Annotated in this window: 15 protein-coding genes; all 15 read right to left on the bottom strand. The window is 51.4% G+C overall.

The genetic code is table 11. The features are described 5' to 3' along the window. Positions 1 to 236: 236 nt before the first annotated feature. Positions 237 to 650, bottom strand: coding sequence for an 8-oxo-dGTP diphosphatase MutT (mutT, locus tag BN874_RS05570; RefSeq protein ID WP_034431424.1), 414 nt, complete (start codon positions 648 to 650; stop codon positions 237 to 239). Next, positions 647 to 1,837 carry a bifunctional glutamate N-acetyltransferase/amino-acid acetyltransferase ArgJ gene (argJ, locus tag BN874_RS05575; RefSeq protein ID WP_034431425.1) on the bottom strand — a complete coding sequence of 397 codons (1,191 nt, stop codon included), beginning with the start codon at positions 1,835 to 1,837 and terminating at the stop codon, positions 647 to 649. Before argJ ends, mutT begins: the two co-directional genes overlap by 4 nt. Before the next feature lie 14 nt (positions 1,838 to 1,851). After that, a complete protein-coding gene (secA, locus tag BN874_RS05580) occupies positions 1,852 to 4,581 on the bottom strand; it encodes a preprotein translocase subunit SecA (RefSeq protein ID WP_034431426.1) in 2,730 nt (909 codons plus the stop codon). After that, positions 4,581 to 5,006: a type II toxin-antitoxin system VapC family toxin gene (locus BN874_RS05585; RefSeq protein WP_034431427.1), complete on the bottom strand. Its 426-nt coding sequence runs from the start codon at positions 5,004 to 5,006 to the stop codon at positions 4,581 to 4,583. Before BN874_RS05585 ends, secA begins: the two co-directional genes overlap by 1 nt. Further along, entirely contained in the window at positions 5,003 to 5,287 is a 285-nt protein-coding gene (locus BN874_RS05590; RefSeq protein WP_154724758.1) for a hypothetical protein, read from the bottom strand. The genes BN874_RS05585 and BN874_RS05590 overlap by 4 nt, the downstream gene beginning before the upstream one ends. Beyond that, positions 5,274 to 5,609 (bottom strand): DUF2281 domain-containing protein, encoded by a 336-nt coding sequence (locus tag BN874_RS23335; RefSeq protein WP_081756169.1) that lies wholly within the window; start codon positions 5,607 to 5,609, stop codon positions 5,274 to 5,276. The genes BN874_RS05590 and BN874_RS23335 overlap by 14 nt, the downstream gene beginning before the upstream one ends. A gap of 35 nt (positions 5,610 to 5,644) precedes the next feature. Beyond that, positions 5,645 to 6,094 (bottom strand): PIN-like domain-containing protein, encoded by a 450-nt coding sequence (locus BN874_RS05600; protein WP_230314345.1) that lies wholly within the window; start codon positions 6,092 to 6,094, stop codon positions 5,645 to 5,647. Between the two features lie 5 nt (positions 6,095 to 6,099). Continuing rightward, positions 6,100 to 6,759, bottom strand: coding sequence for a DUF433 domain-containing protein (locus BN874_RS05605; protein ID WP_034431430.1), 660 nt, complete (start codon positions 6,757 to 6,759; stop codon positions 6,100 to 6,102). A gap of 46 nt (positions 6,760 to 6,805) precedes the next feature. After that, positions 6,806 to 7,033 carry a hypothetical protein gene (locus tag BN874_RS05610; RefSeq protein WP_034431431.1) on the bottom strand — a complete coding sequence of 76 codons (228 nt, stop codon included), beginning with the start codon at positions 7,031 to 7,033 and terminating at the stop codon, positions 6,806 to 6,808. After that, positions 7,026 to 7,274 (bottom strand): UPF0175 family protein, encoded by a 249-nt coding sequence (locus tag BN874_RS05615; RefSeq protein ID WP_320411451.1) that lies wholly within the window; start codon positions 7,272 to 7,274, stop codon positions 7,026 to 7,028. The genes BN874_RS05610 and BN874_RS05615 overlap by 8 nt, the downstream gene beginning before the upstream one ends. A 46-nt stretch (positions 7,275 to 7,320) precedes the next feature. Then, positions 7,321 to 7,551 carry a type II toxin-antitoxin system MqsA family antitoxin gene (locus tag BN874_RS05620; RefSeq protein ID WP_034431433.1) on the bottom strand — a complete coding sequence of 77 codons (231 nt, stop codon included), beginning with the start codon at positions 7,549 to 7,551 and terminating at the stop codon, positions 7,321 to 7,323. Further along, positions 7,548 to 7,826 (bottom strand): DUF4258 domain-containing protein, encoded by a 279-nt coding sequence (locus BN874_RS23340; RefSeq protein ID WP_081756170.1) that lies wholly within the window; start codon positions 7,824 to 7,826, stop codon positions 7,548 to 7,550. Before BN874_RS23340 ends, BN874_RS05620 begins: the two co-directional genes overlap by 4 nt. A gap of 32 nt (positions 7,827 to 7,858) precedes the next feature. Then, entirely contained in the window at positions 7,859 to 11,845 is a 3,987-nt protein-coding gene (locus BN874_RS22230) for an Eco57I restriction-modification methylase domain-containing protein (RefSeq protein ID WP_051497469.1), read from the bottom strand. A 2-nt stretch (positions 11,846 to 11,847) separates the two neighbouring features. After that, complete coding sequence (locus BN874_RS05635) at positions 11,848 to 15,129, bottom strand: helicase-related protein (protein WP_034431434.1); 3,282 nt, start codon at positions 15,127 to 15,129, stop codon at positions 11,848 to 11,850. A gap of 207 nt (positions 15,130 to 15,336) precedes the next feature. Then, on the bottom strand, positions 15,337 to 16,251 hold the full coding sequence (lpxC, locus tag BN874_RS05640) for a UDP-3-O-acyl-N-acetylglucosamine deacetylase (RefSeq protein WP_034431435.1): 915 nt from the start codon (positions 16,249 to 16,251) through the stop codon (positions 15,337 to 15,339). Positions 16,252 to 16,409 lie beyond the last annotated feature (158 nt).

Here is a 16,409-nt window from a genome sequence, read left to right on the forward strand (position 1 = left end):
AAATTATGAACGAGCATTTTTACTGCCAGTGCTCTTTTTATTTCAAGCCCCTCTAGTGAATTAATAATATCATCTAAATTTAACATGACTCAATTCTCCTATAAAAATAATTATTAATAACTATAATATAAATTTTTCAGAAGGGTGTGTTGAAAAATTCCACAACCTGTAAATGATTGCTATACATTTTAACCGAAAAGCAGGCGATCTTCGAGCGTCGCGCCTTTATCCCCGCCCTACCCTAAAGGATGGGGTTTTACGACACACTGGATGATCGGCGCGTCGGCGGCAGGAAAGGCGAAATCGGCCAACTTTGCAGGTAACACCCACGCCAGCGGTTGATTTTCCCGACCCTGTGGCTCGCCGTGATAGACGGTCACTCGCCACACGTCCAGCAGCACGGTTTGGTCGGAATAAGCGTGATGAACCTGCATCAGCGGTGCAGCGGCTTGCACCGTGATGCCCAGTTCCTCGCGCAACTCGCGCACTAGCGCCCTCTCCACCGTTTCATCCACTTCGACCTTGCCACCGGGGAATTCCCACAGCCCGCCCTGATGCACATGGTCAGGCCGGCGGGCGATCAAAATGGCTCCAGTAGCATCCGCGAGGATCCCGACTGCGACATGGACCACTCGCGATGCAGCGTTCACGTCCGATACTCGGCATTGATCCGCACATAGTCGAAGGATAGATCAGTGGTCCAGACCCGCGCCGTGGCCTCGCCCCGCCCGAGTTCGACCCGCACAGTGATGGCGGATCGTTGCATCACCTGTTGCCCCTGCGCCTCGGTGTAGTCCGGGGCACGCTCGCCATGGCGGACAATGCAGGCTTCATCGAGATGGATCGCCACCCGTTCCAGCTCCAAATCCACCAGCCCGGCCCGGCCCACCGCCGCCAGAATTCGGCCCCAGTTGGGATCGGAGGCGAAAAAAGCGGTCTTGACCAGCGGGGAATGGGCAATGGTATAGGCGACCTGGCGGCATTCAGCCTGATCCCGACCCCCCTCAACCTGCACTGTGATGAACTTGGTGGCGCCTTCGCCATCGCGGATGATGGCTTGCGCCAGGTCGGTACAGATTTCACGCACTGCGGTAGCGAAACCTTCGTAATCCGCGCCGGTTGTTGGCACCTTTGCGCCAGCCTGTCCGGTCGCCAGCAACACGCAGCAGTCATTGGTGGAGGTATCGCCATCCACGGTGATGGCGTTGAAGGAGTCGGCGACCGCTGCGGCCAGAATTTGCTGTAACAGCGCCTCGTCCGCAGTGGCGTCGGTGGCGACAAAAACCAGCAGGGTCGCCATGTCCGGGCAAATCATCCCCGCGCCTTTGGCGATGCCGGTGATCGTCACCGTCGTTTCCGCCAGCGTTAGTTGCCGCGATGCCCATTTAGGGCGGGTGTCGGTGGTCATAATGCCGTGGGCGGCATCGCTCCAGCCGTCCGCCCGCAATGCCGCCAGCGCTGCGGGCAATCCGGCCACCAGCCGATCCAGTGGCAACGGCTCGCCGATCACACCAGTGGAAAAGGGCAACACCGCGTCCGGCGAAGCACCGACCAGCGCCGCCAGTTCCCGACAGGTGGTATCGGCGTCCAGCAGCCCTTGCCGACCGGTGCCGGCGTTGGCGTTACCAGTGTTGATCACCAGATAGCGCGGTTGAGCGGCGCTCAAATGCACTCGCGCCACCGTGACCGGCGCGGCGCAAAAGGCATTGCGGGTAAAGACCGCAGCGGCGCGAGTTCCCGCTACGACTTCGATCACCACCAGATCGCGCCGGTCAGGATATTTGATCCCGGCGCAGGTGGTGCCCAGGCGGATTCCAGCGATAGCCAGTGGTTCCATGGGTCTCTCCCGGTTCAATCCAACTGGCCGTGGCATTGTTTGTACTTTTTGCCCGAACCACAGGGGCAAGGTTCATTGCGACCGATCTTGCGGCCGTCGCGCACGAAGGGGAGGTGCGGGGCCTCATCGGGCTGCCGGTGGCGAATTTCGATCCCGGAACCGTCCGCCTCCGCTTCCCCTTCCGCCAGCGCCGATGGGGCGGCGTGTTCAAAGTGCAGGGCAGCAGGTGAGGGTCGGCGCGGTTCGGGAATCGGTTCCGGCTCGGTTTGGAGCTGCGCCCGCACCAGAAAGCCGACGGCTTCGTGATGGATGCGCTGCACCAGCGCCTTAAACATCTCGAAGGCTTCGCGCTTGTACTCCTGTTTGGGATTCTTCTGGGCGTAGCCGCGCAGATGAATCCCCTGGCGCAGATAATCCATCGCTGCCAGATGCTCGCGCCAGTGGGAATCCAGCACCTGCAACAGCACCGCTTTCTCGAATTGGCGCATCCATGCCGCACCCGCCAAGGCTTCTTTCTGGGCGTAGGCTTGTTCCAGTTCCGCGTGAATCCGTTCCCGCAGCGGCTCTTCATGCAACTGATGGTCGGCATCCAGCCAGGCTCGTAACGGCAGTTGCAGCCCGAATTCCCGCTCCAGCGCTTCCTCCAGCCCGGCCACATTCCATTGTTCCTCCAGCGTTCGCGGCGGAATGTGGGCATCGATCACCTGGGTCAGCGCATCGGCGCGCATGTCCTTGAGCGTTGCCGATACGTCCTCGGTTTCCATCAACTCGTTACGCCAGCCGTACATCACCTTGCGCTGGTCATTAGCCACGTCGTCGAATTCGAGCAGATTCTTGCGAATGTCGAAGTTATGAGCCTCGACCTTGCGCTGGGCGTTTTCAATCGCCTTGGTCACCCAGGGATGCTCAATCGCCTCGCCTTTCTCCATCCCCAGTTTTTGCATCAACCCCGCGACCCGTTCGGAGGCGAAAATTCGCAACAGGTTATCTTCCAGCGACAGGTAGAAGCGACTGGAACCGGGATCGCCCTGCCGCCCGGAACGTCCGCGCAACTGGTTGTCGATCCGGCGCGATTCGTGGCGTTCGGTGCCGATAACGTGTAAACCGCCGGCGGCCACTACCTGCTTGTGCCGCACATCCCACGCCCAGCGCACCGCCTCGCGGTCGGCATCGCTGGTTTCGGGAGGCAACGCCTTCAATTCGGCTTGCAGGTTGCCGCCCAGCACGATGTCGGTGCCGCGCCCGGCCATGTTGGTGGCAATGGTCACCGCGCCCGGTCGTCCGGCCTGGGCGATGATTTCCGCTTCCCGTTCGTGCTGTTTGGCGTTGAGGACTTCATGCGGCACCTTATCTTTCTTGAGCAGGTTGGCCAGCAATTCCGAGACTTCAATCGAGGTGGTGCCGACCAGGGTCGGCTGGCCGCGCTTGCGGCAGTCGCGGATGTCTTCCAGCACCGCCTCGAATTTCTCCGGCGGGGTGAGGAACACCAGATCGCCCATGTCCTTACGGACCATTTTCAGGTGGGTAGGCACCACGATTACTTCGAGGCCGTAAATCTGCTGGAACTCGAAGGCTTCGGTATCGGCGGTGCCGGTCATCCCGGCCAGTTTCTGGTACAGGCGAAAGTAGTTCTGGAAAGTGATCGAGGCCAGGGTCTGGTTCTCGGCTTGAATCGGCACCCCTTCCTTGGCTTCAATCGCTTGATGCAGGCCGTCCGACCAGCGCCGGCCCGGCATGGTGCGACCGGTGAATTCGTCCACGATGATGACTTCGCCATTGCGGACGATGTATTCCACGTCGCGGTGAAACAGCGCGTGCGCCCGCAGGCAGGCGTTCAGGTGATGGAACACGCCGAGGTTGGCGGCGTCGTACAGGCTCTCGCCGCCGTGCAGCAGTTCTGCCTCCAGCAGCAGTTCTTCAACCCGCTGATGTCCATTTTCGGTCAAATACGCCTGCTTGACCTTCTCGTCCACCCAGTAATCGCCCGGCCCCTCTTCTTCCTTCTGGCGGGTCAGTTTCGGCACAATCGCGTTGACCCGGCGATACTGCTCGGAACTTTCCTCAGCGGGACCGGAAATGATCAACGGGGTGCGCGCTTCGTCAATCAGGATCGAGTCCACCTCGTCCACCAGCGCGTAATGCAGCGGTCGTTGCACCTTCTGATCGAGGCCGAAGGCCATGTTGTCGCGCAGGTAATCGAAGCCGTATTCATTGTTAGTGCCGTAGGTAATGTCAGCGGCGTAGGCGGCGCGCTTGTCATCGGGATTCATCCCGGCGATGACCACGCCAACCGTCATCCCCAGAAAGCGGTAAATCTGGCCCATCCAGTCGGCGTCACGTTGGGCGAGATAATCGTTAACCGTGACTACATGAACGCCCTTGCCGGTCAGGGCGTTGAGATAGACCGCCAAGGTTGCGACCAGGGTTTTACCTTCACCGGTGCGCATTTCGGCGATTTTGCCTTCGTGCAGCACAATGCCGCCGATTAACTGCACGTCGAAATCACGCATTTCCAGGGTGCGCTTACTCGCTTCACGCACCACCGCAAAGGCTTCCGGGAGCAGCGCGTCCAGCGTTTCGCCTTTAGCCAGGCGGCTTTTGAATTCCTCGGTTTTGGCGCACAAATCGGCGTCGCTTAATGCGGCGATCCCCGGTTCCAGCGCGGTAATTTTATCCGCAGTCTTGCGCATCCCTCGGATCACGCGGTCATTGCGGCTGCCAAAAATCGTTTTCAGAATATTCATCAATTTTTCTCACCAATGGGTCGTTCAAGTTGCCAATCTTCCAGCATTAAACCGGGGACGCGAGCAAATTCGCGGGTGTTGTGGGTGACGACGATCAGGCCGTGAGCGCGGGCAATGGCGGCGATTTGCAGGTCGTAGGGGCCGATGGGTTTGCCTTGGTGGGCAAGGGTGGCGCGGATGTCGCCGAAATGTTCGGCGGCGTCATCGTCAAAAGGCAGGCTGGGAAGATTGGCAAAGAATCGTTGCAATCGCGCTTGATTCTCTGCTACTCGCTGGCTTTTGCAGGCGCCAAACCATAATTCCGCTTTGACTGGCGCACAAAGCCAAATATGACCTTTTCCAGCTAATACAACGTGCTGAGTAATTGGCTCGTCGTTTCTCAGCCAAGCGATACAGGCATTGGTATCTAGCAAATAACGACTCATTCCAAACTTTCTCGCGGTGCATCGACACCTAAATCATCGTCAGTAATATCGTCGGGAAAATCATCGCTCAGTGTACCTGCTACACTGCGTACCCACTGCTCCCAGCTTTGCGAGTTAGATTTGGTTGATTTCACCGGCAATACAATGATTTCCGCCTCCTGGCAATCGGCAAATTCAGGGGGCAGGTCAAACTGGACATGTAAACCGTTCAAAGATTGGATAACGCGGTGTGCGTACATAGTCTTTTCTCCTGTATATGATTCTAATTCACCGGCGGGCATTGGCTTCTTCTCTATCCGTGATTGGCTTGCCGCCAAAGTCGATACGAATTTCGGCAAGCCGTGCCAGCGCTTCCTGCCTCGAAAGCTCACCATCTTTAGCGTGGATTTCCTCATCATCATGATCTTCGATGTCATCCGGGAAATCATCTCCCAAAGTTCCCGCTACTGCTGCAAGAAACGCCTCAGTATCGCCTGCCGATTTAGACGCTGTTTGAACTGTGCCATAGCGCTGTTCAAGGAATTCGATAAAGTCCAATGCTTCCTGTGCCGCTTGTTCGGGCAAATGGAGACTGTGGTGATAAATAGTTTCAGCTAAGGTCATGTGGTTTCTCCTAATGCAGCTTAAGATCAAATTATTCATTCCAAAGAATCACGTTTATTTTCCTCTCTCCACTCAGCATCCGAAAGCCACATTTCCACTCGTCCTGGATGATCGGATTTAGTCATCTTAACTTTCTCACTAGGGCGATAAATCTTCGCGATAAAGGGACGAGAATGCTTTTTTATAAATTGTTCTATCTTTGGAAAAGTTACAATGAAGTTTTTTGCAAGTTCAGGGAAAGGCGCTGTTCCAATGAGAACAAACAAGCCCACTTCAGCCTGTAGGACAGCCGCTTTTTCATTTGGTTTATAGCGTATTCTTTGATCATGGGTGATCACATACCAACCCCGACGGCCAACTTCTGTGAGCCATTCTTCATCCTTGGTGATGTCTGCAAAGTGATCAGCATGTTTTTCAACAGTAAGACCTGCTTGAAACAGTAGTTCAGGGAACTGTTTACCTAGGTCTCGATCCGTGAAGAACACGATGCTCAAGCGGCACGCTCGTACACAATCGCCATTTCAATTTCATCAGGTTTGAGGTCGTAATCTTCAGCCAACGTCTCCACTGATTCGCCAGCATCAATCCGGTCAACGATGACCGCTGTGGATATTCCCTTGTGTATCAATATTGGGCGTCCAAAGCCAATACAAGGATCAATGGCAATTATCTTTTGATTGTCGATACTTGTCACATAGGGATAAATACGACTAGGCAATTCCATATTCCACTCAATTCGCGCCAAATACGCTTCAAGGATCTTACGCATTGCAAGTTGCCCGGATTGAGAAAGGTTGATCAACTCGCCATAGTATTGCAGAAATAAATCTCCGGTTGCCGTCAATAAATCATGTTTCATAAGCAATCTGGAAATTTTCAATTCTTGCTCTGCATAGTCCAGCGCATTACGCAATGCGCTTATAGAGACATTGTGATTTTGGCGCAAAGCGCGCAGAACATAGGCTTCAACTAAATTAGTAAATGACAGAAGCCGCTGATCTTTATCAGCAAACTGTATCAGTGGCTCAAAGTATCCGGGGCCATCCCGTTTAGGATAGCTTCTACCCATAAACCAGGATCGGAGGGTTGCCGGAGCCAGCTTTAAGTAGTGCGCTGCCTCAGTAATAGTGTAAGTCGGAGTGTCGAGCATAGGTGTATCCTCCTAAAAAATTCAGATAAGAGTAAATAAAAATATGTCAATAAAATACCTGCCGTTCATTTAATTCATCCCTGCTGAAAGACTTCCCTGCTTGAACATAAGATAGCCCACGCATGAGTTGCGCGTATTTTTGCGGCAAATCCGTAGCGAAAGGTTCCGGCTGTAAAAAAGTCACCTGCCGCAGAGCCATAAAGTCACCACAGGCTGCACATAGTGCCAGCAGCGGTGAAGTATCAATGACGATCTGGCAATCCAAATCAGGCATTGGCAATATCTTCTGCTAATTCTTCCGGCGTGATCTGGATGGGCGAGACACTATACCGATATAAATTTATAATGAATTCGACGCGCTCCAACTGGGCGAGTTGCGCTGCTTGTCCACTTGTCAAGCGACCTAGTTCAAACAGTTTCACCGCCATTGCCATCCGGGCTTCCTGTTCAAACTCATTACGGCTGACTCGCAGCGCATCAGGCAACACATCTGGATATTCAACAATCAGTTGCATGATCAAATTCTCCGTAATAAAGGTACACAGTGCGTACCCTATCGGGTTAAGCCGCTTTTCGATAACGCCGAACTTCAACATCGATTCCCTCACGATAAGCCTGTTCGGCTTGCTTGAGCAGGACCGATGTGACTTCCTCACTGTGGTAAACCTCACCGCAGGTTTCACAGATTTCACCAGGCACATCACGAATCATGATCGTAGTACCTCCGCGCTCCAACAGGATACTGGCGGTTCCGGGCTGGGTTTCGCCGTGCTTGCAGATGATGCATTTCATGATGTTACCCTCGTGGTGAAGCCTTCCGACCATTGCGTTGGGTTGGGTTCGTAGACTGTGATAATGATTCGCTCGCCGAATGAATGATTATCGGAAAACACAATATGAATGGGCCGACTACCAATATAGCCAAGCCATAAGCAACTAGGTAATGGATAGTCGTTTGGGTAGTCTTCAATAACTCGTCCATTCGATAGCGCCAAATCTATATCGAATTCAGTAATTCCACGCTCAAACATCCGTTTAATTGCATGTTGTCTGTATTTATTAATCATTATTACTCACCTTTTATAAGGTGCTAAACGGTTTAATCCGCTTCAATCAGCTTGATTTCTTCACTGGTCAAGCCAAACAGCCGATACACCCGCTCATTGATTTCAGCTTCTTTAGCAGCAACATCTCCAGTGTTGGGGTTTTCAAGGATACACTGGACGAGTGTTTCCAATTCTGCTTGATCGGTGGGTGTAGTGGTAGGAATGGGAATTTGCTGACAATACTGAGCAATAAAACGGTAGTAGCCGTTTTGTATTTGTGGACTTATTTGCCCATAAAACCATGCACAAATAGAGCTATTCAAAACAGAAAGCAACCATTGTTGAACACGCGGAATTATATATGCTGTATTTGCTAAATACTGTTGGTTATTATCCCATGCAAACTGCGGAGACAGTGAAATGTCTGGATAAATGATCTTTGGCTGCTCAAACTCTTGCCAATAGGCGCAGGATCGCAGTTCCCAAAAATACTTTCCCTGATCAGCACGTTTGATAAGACCAGCCCTGAATTGTTGGTGAAAGGAATGAATCGCCGGATAAGTGACGGCATATAAATTCTCTGCATCTTTAGCGGATTTACCGCTCCACGGATGCGTCTTATTTTCCGATGATTCAATTTTTACTAAATACTGTTCGGCAAATTCTGCTCGCCAGCGTTTCACATCGCGCCCGCGCAGGAACGGCTTTAAGACTTCCGCCGAAGACGGATGTTCAGCAATCAGCCGGTCGCGGGTAACGCGATCCACCACAAAGGCATCATTCAGGCCGGTTTTGATGCCGTAGTAGAACCGACCCTTGCAGTATTCACCCAGCGGCGTACCGGCAGCACGGAGCTTTTCCAGCAGCTTACGCTTGGCCGCGCCTTCCAAACGCCAGCCGGATTGATCAAGACTGCGTTGCGGAATTTCAAAACTCTGCTGGCGAACAATGGCAACAAAATCAGCCAGTGGCGGGCCAGGTTGCCAAGTGAGCGCACGGAATGAGGTTTCAGGGTTGTGTTCGCTTTGCGCCACTCGTTCCAAGCGGACAATAGTCGGATAAGCAATCGCTTCAAAAACTGGCGCATCGCCAAAGTCAATCAATTCATGGATGCGAGTATTCCGGGCCAGCCAGCCGCGCAGCTTTTCCCCATAACCGGAGCGATACCATTTGTTTGAAGTAATAAATGCAAATTGGCCGCCATTGCGAAGCAGTTTGACGCCGCGCTCGTAGAAATAAACAAATAAATCCGCCGTGCCAGTACCGCATTCATAGTGTTTCAGCAATGGCTTGAGCGCTTTAATTTCCTCCTGCCGTACATAAGGCGGATTGCCAATTACGACATCAAATCCGCTTTTAGTATGAAACACCTCGGAGAAATAAATCTCAAAGTCGAAAACTTCACGGCCTTTAGTCAAATCATGAATTAACGCCTCAATTTGCTGCTTGAAGTGCGCTTTTTTTGTCCGATCCGATTCATCGAAGAATTTCGGCTTTAACGCTTCCAGTTGCTTAAACTGTTCGTCATTAAACAGATTCTTTTCCACGCCTAGCAATGAATTGCCTACGACCACTTTATAATCCAGATTGGGCAACGGCTTAATCTGCTGCACGTCCTCTTCATCCACCACCAGCGACAACCACAGTCGCAACTTGGCAATCTCGACTGCGCCACTATCAATATCTACACCATAAAGCGAATTCTGAATCGCATGGCGCTTGAAATGGTAGGCGGTGCGTGGCTCGCTCCCCCCACCCCAACCCTCCCCCACAAGGGGGGAGGGAGCTTTGTTATCATTAAGGTAGGGCGTCAATGCGGCACGGGCACGAACAATTTCGGTCATCATTCCCACCGGAAAAGCGCCAGAACCAATCGCCGGATCACACACCGTAATATCCCGCAATAGTGCATCAATCTCACTGGCATATTGACGGATCGATTCAGGCAACTTGGGATAATGAGCGCCTTTAGTCCCTGCCGTCATGGCAGCGGCATAATGAGCAAACTGATCACTTTGCCGAATCCATGCAGCCAAATCGTTACGAGGGGGAGTAGCACGGGCATCTTGCCCGTGTTTGGGCAACGGGCTGGAAGCCCGTTTTACATCACTACAGGCTACTGGCGAAAGTTTAATTCCAGCCTTTTCTGGATTAGCATCAATATATTGCGCAATACGTGGTAATTCACTTTTATCACGAACAATATGGTCGTAGTATTCTTGTTGCCAGACGCATCCCGTTTTCTGAACTAATTGATTTATTTTATTCGCTGAATACGATTTCCAAGAATGAAGAATCTCAGAGAGCTGATTTCCAGCAAGCGGTGTAAAAATCACATGCACATGATTAGGCATTACTACCCAGTTACCCAAGTGATAGCGATCTCCATCGAAATATTTGAGCGCATTCGCCACTACTTCAGCGCATCGTTCATCTTGAAGCAGACAAGAACCCATTCCCGAATCAAGCCATTCATCAACTTTGCCTGAAAAAAGACGATTATATTCAATTTTATCTGCTTCACAGAGTGGTGTCTTATGACAAGCCAGCCATTCATCCCGATGCGCTTTTAGTTGATCGAGCTTATTTTGAGGCAACGAATCAGCCAATCGAAATGTGACAAAATAAGTTGCGTTTTTTTGTTCCCAGTGTGGCAGGTTTTTTTGATGAATTCGCATGTCTCTGAACGGATCAAACTCAGCTAAAAACGCAGCATCAATATCCTGTCCATGTTCAGGCAACGGGCTGGAAGCCCGTTCTACTAAGCCGGTATCCAGATAGTTAATCAGGCTTTCCTGACACATATAATGCACAATTTCACGCGGCGTATAAAACGCGCCCAGTCCTTTGCGCCGATTATCCTCAATCAGATTCTCAAATACCTTGCCGAGCATTTCGGGATCAATTGCAACTTCTTTCTCTAACGGTTCCGCTTCATTCACTGTGAAGTTATAACGGTCAAACACATCGAGAATGCCAGTACCTTCACCATTGGTCAGAATTGTATTTGGCAGCGTGATCGCAGAATTTCCCCAATCATAACCGGCCAGCGGCTCAAATAAACCGCCATTCAAAAATGGAATGCGGCATTGAAAATGATCGCACCACGCCGCATGACCGCGATCCGTAGCCAGCGTGTCATAAAACAGCGGTTCCAATACCGTATTGAACAGACATTGCCCGTTCTCAACCGCTTTATTGGCCAGCAAGCGGAGAAAATTACACGGCCCCTCGCCCCAATTACCGCTTTCAGGAACACCCAACCAGCCTTTCTTTTGGATGAAATAAAGAAAGACAATTTGCCCCAGCAATTTCTTGGCAAAATCAACCGTACTAATACCCTTTGCTTCAAAGTCAGCACCAATTTTAGGATGATGATTTAATTCCTGGGTCAATGCCTCATCGGTAATTTTGAATAAACGGGCGTATTCATTAAAAAACTCCTTAGTGACCGACTCAACGCTAAATGCCTCCTCAATCTGTGCCAGTGTCGGTTGATCAGTGGTATTTTGCAGCAATGCCATAAAGCGGGTTTGTGCGGTATGGCATTCTTCATCCACGCCCACCAAATAGGAATAGCGCCGTGCCGGAGTCAGCCGTTCCTCGGTCTTGATTTTTCCAGTTTTAGGATCGCGCCTGGTTTCATAGTCCATGCGGACATAGGAAAAGCGCCAAGACTGCGAATCGGGGGCGACAAAAGCGATAAAGCCTGCTTCCTTATAGGCATTATCATGGCCCTCGCCACGCTTGAGCTTGTGCGCAACAAAATCACGCAGCGCAGTACGGGTACGTTCCAGCTTATAGGATTCGGTCAAATGAACAATCAGCACATCAGCCAATTCAGCGTCAGGCGATGTAAAGGTACCAAGCCGCCAGCAGCTTTTGATATGAGCCGCGAACGCATCAGGTACTTTCATATTATGCGCTTTGGAGCCATCAAAGCCATTGCAGAGTTCACTGATAAAACGGCGGTAGCGTTCCCGATCAAACGGTGCTTTGAAGGTATCGCAGACGATGCGTTGAGCAGTAGCTTTGTCCATGTTTAATTCGCGCCCAGCAAATAAGAGGAAAGAATGACTTCACGCGGAGCCGGTGGTGCATTCGGATCCAACTTGGACGTGGCCCCCAATAGATAGTAGCTGGCAATGTCTTTACGCAGAATAGCGATCATCTCCACCGGATCGGCAGTTTGATCCAAGGCTTCCTTCACCTTACGAATCGTGGCTTTGCCCACCCGACCCTCTGCAATAATCTTGTCAATCTCAGCAGCGAATTTCCGATCCTCTGGTTTAAGCGCATTGGAATTACGGAACTCCTTGGCGCGCAGCCGCTTCAGGATATTGGCCTCATGGCTGCCGCCAGCCACAATACCAGACGATAAAGTATCCACGCCAGGCGTAGTCGCCGATAGAAAACTGTTCTTGTTTTTATCCAGTAATGGATAAAACTGTTCGGGTGGAATGTCCTGCCGAGACTCATTAGCGGTGGTTTCAAGAATCTCAGCGGTGGTAAAAAAATCGAGTTCTTCAGCGTAAATGTTACTGCCGTCAGCGCGAAAAAACTTATCCAACCGACCCTGCCGAAAATAAGTAATGACAGCAGGTAAAGAAGTACGGACATCCTGCCCGTTTTCTAAAGCACAGCGGCAGGATGCCGGTGCTACGATTCGACTCGAACGTGCTTTGCGCGGTAAAGCTAAAATCCGCTGGAACAATTCCGGTTGCTGCTCCTTTACATCAAGAATCTGGCGCAGATATTTCAATTCGCTTTTAGGTTCCGCCGGATCGCCTTCAGCCGCTTGCCTGGAATTGATCCGGTCGAACAGATTATGTGAAGTAATTTCCTCATCGCCGGTTAGCAGGCGTGCATCGTTGCCCAATAGCGTAATAAAGGCATGAATCTTGGACTTGGCGGCTTCAGTCAACGCAATTTGGTCATTGCCCTCATCGGTTGGGAAGAAATTATAAGTGAAGATGGTTTTGAATTTAGTGCCCACCCGATTGACTCGCCCCACTCGTTGCATCATCCGGCTTGGATTCCACGGGATGTCATAATTGATCACGGTAGCGGAACGATGCAAATTCACCCCTTCGGCTAATACGTCGGTTGTGACCAGGATCCGATAATCATCGCGCTCCTCACTGCTGTTAGCGTCAAAATTGGCAATGACCGCGAGGCGTTGTTCAGGACTGGATGCAGAACTAAAATGCAGCGTCTTGGCCTCCACTTCCGCTTTAATGCACTCGGCGAGATAGCGGGCAGTATCGGCAAACTCACTGAAAATAATCAGCTTGCTATTCTTAAAATTCGCTTGGGTGGTGAGTTCGCGCTTGAATTCCAGCCACTTCGGATCGCGCTGAATCCCGGTCCACAACTGTTGGATATCCCGCAAGATTGCCAAATCCGACGCCACATGCTGGCGGAAAAAGGGAGTGAAGTTTACGGCGGAAAACTTCTCCGCTTTCTCCTGCTGGATTAGATCATCAATGGCATCATCATCGCCTTCCTCCAGAAATTCCAGCACCTTGCGGCTGTGCTTCTTACTGGTATAAACAAAGCCGTCATCAAAGGCGTGCAGCACCAGTTCATGGGATTTAATAAAGCGGCTAAGTGTCTGCTGAAAGGCATAAAAGCTGCTTTCCAGCCGCTTCACCAGCAGGATTTTCATAAACGTAGCCAAGTTGCGCTGACCCTGCACCACCCGGTCTTCAATCGCCGCAGTGTAATAGAGGGGATTAAGCGGTTGATAGCGGGCATAGTGAAAATCGGCACTGGTAATGCGCTGCAACGTGCTGCTAAAGATAGCGCTTTCAGTGGCATTAAGCTGATACAGCAGTGGAACAGGATCGTTTACTTGTGGAAATCCCATCTTCTGCTTTTTCAGGTCTTCGCCATAAAACTGCTCAATCTCGCGGCGAGTGCGACGCACCATGATATATTTAAGGACGCTATTCCGAAACTCTTGGGCATTCTGCTCAACTGCGGCCACATATTTTTCGGCATCATCCAACCGATGCAAGCCTTTAATCCGCTTTCGCAAGCTGTCGAAGAACGCCTCCAGATTACGCAGGCCGGGCAGAGTGCTATTGCGGGGCGGCTGGAATAATTTCAACTGACTGTAAATGTCATCCAGCGTATTATTATAGGGCGTGGCGGAAACCAGAATCACGCCCTTGTTTTGGCAAATCCGCGTCAGTAATTCATAACGCTGCGTCAAATCGCCCTTGAAACGATGCGATTCATCAATAAAAACATATTTGTAAAAACCAACCCCTTGCTTGAGCGCCTCGTCCAGTTTACCGATAGAGATGCACTTATGGCCGGGAATACAGAAATCCCGAAACACCCGCGTCCATGAACCGGGACTGTTTTCATCCAGCAGACTCGGCGGCGCAATCACCAGACAACGGCCATCCAGTTGCAGCGCCAGCAATGCTGACATAAAGGTTTTACCCAAACCCACCACATCGGAAATAAACACCCCACCATAACTTTTCAACATCTGCTGCGCGGTAAAAACCGCATCCTCCTGGTATTGCAGCTTTTTGAAATTCTGCGGCAGATTCTCGATATTCAGCCTGGAACGGTCGCCCAAATAATCGCGGAAATAATCAGCGAGAAACTTCAGATAGAGTTGATAAGGGGTGAAGAAGGCAAACGGTGATTCCTTTTCCACGACGTTAATAATGGTCTCATGAATGTCCTTCACATCTACCGCATTGGCCCAAAGTTCATTAAAGCGATGCAGCGCGTAATCGTGATCTTCCGGTTCATTGAGTAATACATTGAATTCCAGATTGCCTTGCAAACCGCTATGCGATAAATTGCTCGACCCAGTAATGACATAGCCGTGGCATACATTAAGCGTCGGCTGCTCCGGGGTCATAATGTAAATCTTGGCATGGATGTTCTGCTCTCGATACAGCTTTACTTCCAGCTTGCCAGAACGAATCCACTCAATAAATTTACGAATGCCGATTTCAATGGCAAGTGAATCTTGCGACTGAATTAACTCACTCAACAGCATCCCACCCAAGGTTTTTCTGATTTCCAGCGTGGATGGAACGCTTTCCTCACTACCGTCATTAGCAATCTGGAGCAGGCCATAAACCACCTGCTCGTTTTTCAAGCCAATCAGAATGCGGATATTCTTGACCGGCTCAAGCGCTGGATAGAGCTGGAAAAACCCACTGATGAAAAAATAACCGACCAGACAAGCAAAGTCCTGCGTCTTGGGTAGAATCGTTTCCAAGCGCTTGCTCAGAGTATTTTCACCCTGATTGGTCAGAAACTTTTTCGGCGTAACCGGGGCAGATGTCGGCATGGATAGGCGGGTGTGGTTACCGGATAGCTTCAATGAACGGCAGTGACGGTTAGGGTGAGGGCTGCAAAATGAGGGCTTCAAAATAACGGGCAATGATACCCCAATGCTGGTGGTCTTTCCCCGAATGACAACGAAAAACGGCTTCCCAGGATCGCCGGGAAGCCGTGTTGGAGGAGAATCAGGGATAGCGAGCGAGAGGCAAGATATTCAGCGGGTGGCTTGGGCTGGTTGCAGATAGGAAATGGGTGCTTGCCTTTCATCGCTGAAGGTAATTTCTTCCCAGGCAGCTTCATTGTCCAGCAGTTTGCGCAGTAAGCGGTTATTCAGCGCATGGCCGGATTTATAGCCGGTGAAGGCACCGATCAGGCTGCGGCCCAACAGATACAGATCGCCGATGGCATCCAGAATTTTATGCTTGACGAACTCATCCTCGTAGCGCAAGCCGTCCTCGTTCAGGATGCGGTAATCGTCCACGACAATGGCATTATCCAGCGTACCCCCTAATGCCAGCCGCTGTTCCCGCAGATATTCGAGATCGCGCATGAAACCAAAAGTGCGCGCCCGACTCACCTCCTTGACGAAGGAGGTGGTGGAAAAATCCACTACCGCATGCTGGTTGCGACCCTTGAATAACGGATGATCAAAAGCAATGGAAAACTCAACCTTAAAGCCGACAAAAGGATCAAACCGCGCCCATTTGTCACCCTCTTCGACCAACAGCGGTTGCTTGATACGGATGAAACGCTTGGGAGCATTCTGTTCCTGAATGCCCGCCGACTGGATCAGAAAGACGAACGGACCAGCGCTGCCGTCCATGATGGGCACTTCGGCGGCGCTCACGTCCACATAGGCATTATCAATGCCCAACCCCGCAAACGCGGATAACAGATGCTCAACGGTGGAAATACGGGCTTTGCCCTTAACCAGCGAGGTGGAGAGTTGGGTATCACCGACATTGCGCGGACAAGCCTTGATCTCGACGGGATCAGGCAAATCGACCCGTCGGAATACGATACCGGCATCAGGCGCCGCCGGTCGCAGTGTCAAATAGACTTTCTCGCCGGTGTGCAAACCAACGCCGGTCGCCCGAATAGCATTTTTTAAGGTTCGTTGCCTAATCATGTTAGGTTCCCCAACACGTCGATTGAACTGGAGCGTAGCGCCTCGATAGACCCTGCGGGCTTGGATTGAGAACCCGCCGGTTGCCGCTGCGTCATCATGCGTTGCGACAAAGATACCGTAATTCGTAGCAATGTTGCAACTTGTTTCTCTTTCGCAAC

The organism is Candidatus Contendobacter odensis Run_B_J11 (assembly GCF_000531125.1).
In the GTDB taxonomy this organism is placed as follows: domain Bacteria; phylum Pseudomonadota; class Gammaproteobacteria; order Competibacterales; family Competibacteraceae; genus Contendibacter; species Contendibacter odensensis.

What these genes read in the sequence shown, in the direction of transcription:
- argJ (WP_034431425.1), bottom strand. Translation starts at nt 1,837, where the DNA reads ATGGAACCACTGGCTATCGCTGGAATCCGCCTGGGCACCACCTGCGCC.
- secA (WP_034431426.1), bottom strand. Translation starts at nt 4,581, where the DNA reads ATGAATATTCTGAAAACGATTTTTGGCAGCCGCAATGACCGCGTGATC.
- BN874_RS05585 (WP_034431427.1), bottom strand. Translation starts at nt 5,006, where the DNA reads ATGAGTCGTTATTTGCTAGATACCAATGCCTGTATCGCTTGGCTGAGA.
- BN874_RS05590 (WP_154724758.1), bottom strand. Translation starts at nt 5,287, where the DNA reads ATGCCCGCCGGTGAATTAGAATCATATACAGGAGAAAAGACTATGTAC.
- BN874_RS23335 (WP_081756169.1), bottom strand. Translation starts at nt 5,609, where the DNA reads ATGACCTTAGCTGAAACTATTTATCACCACAGTCTCCATTTGCCCGAA.
- BN874_RS05605 (WP_034431430.1), bottom strand. Translation starts at nt 6,759, where the DNA reads ATGCTCGACACTCCGACTTACACTATTACTGAGGCAGCGCACTACTTA.
- BN874_RS05610 (WP_034431431.1), bottom strand. Translation starts at nt 7,033, where the DNA reads ATGCCTGATTTGGATTGCCAGATCGTCATTGATACTTCACCGCTGCTG.
- BN874_RS05615 (WP_320411451.1), bottom strand. Translation starts at nt 7,274, where the DNA reads ATGCAACTGATTGTTGAATATCCAGATGTGTTGCCTGATGCGCTGCGA.
- BN874_RS05620 (WP_034431433.1), bottom strand. Translation starts at nt 7,551, where the DNA reads ATGAAATGCATCATCTGCAAGCACGGCGAAACCCAGCCCGGAACCGCC.
- BN874_RS23340 (WP_081756170.1), bottom strand. Translation starts at nt 7,826, where the DNA reads ATGATTAATAAATACAGACAACATGCAATTAAACGGATGTTTGAGCGT.
- BN874_RS22230 (WP_051497469.1), bottom strand. Translation starts at nt 11,845, where the DNA reads ATGGACAAAGCTACTGCTCAACGCATCGTCTGCGATACCTTCAAAGCA.
- BN874_RS05635 (WP_034431434.1), bottom strand. Translation starts at nt 15,129, where the DNA reads ATGCCGACATCTGCCCCGGTTACGCCGAAAAAGTTTCTGACCAATCAG.
- lpxC (WP_034431435.1), bottom strand. Translation starts at nt 16,251, where the DNA reads ATGATTAGGCAACGAACCTTAAAAAATGCTATTCGGGCGACCGGCGTT.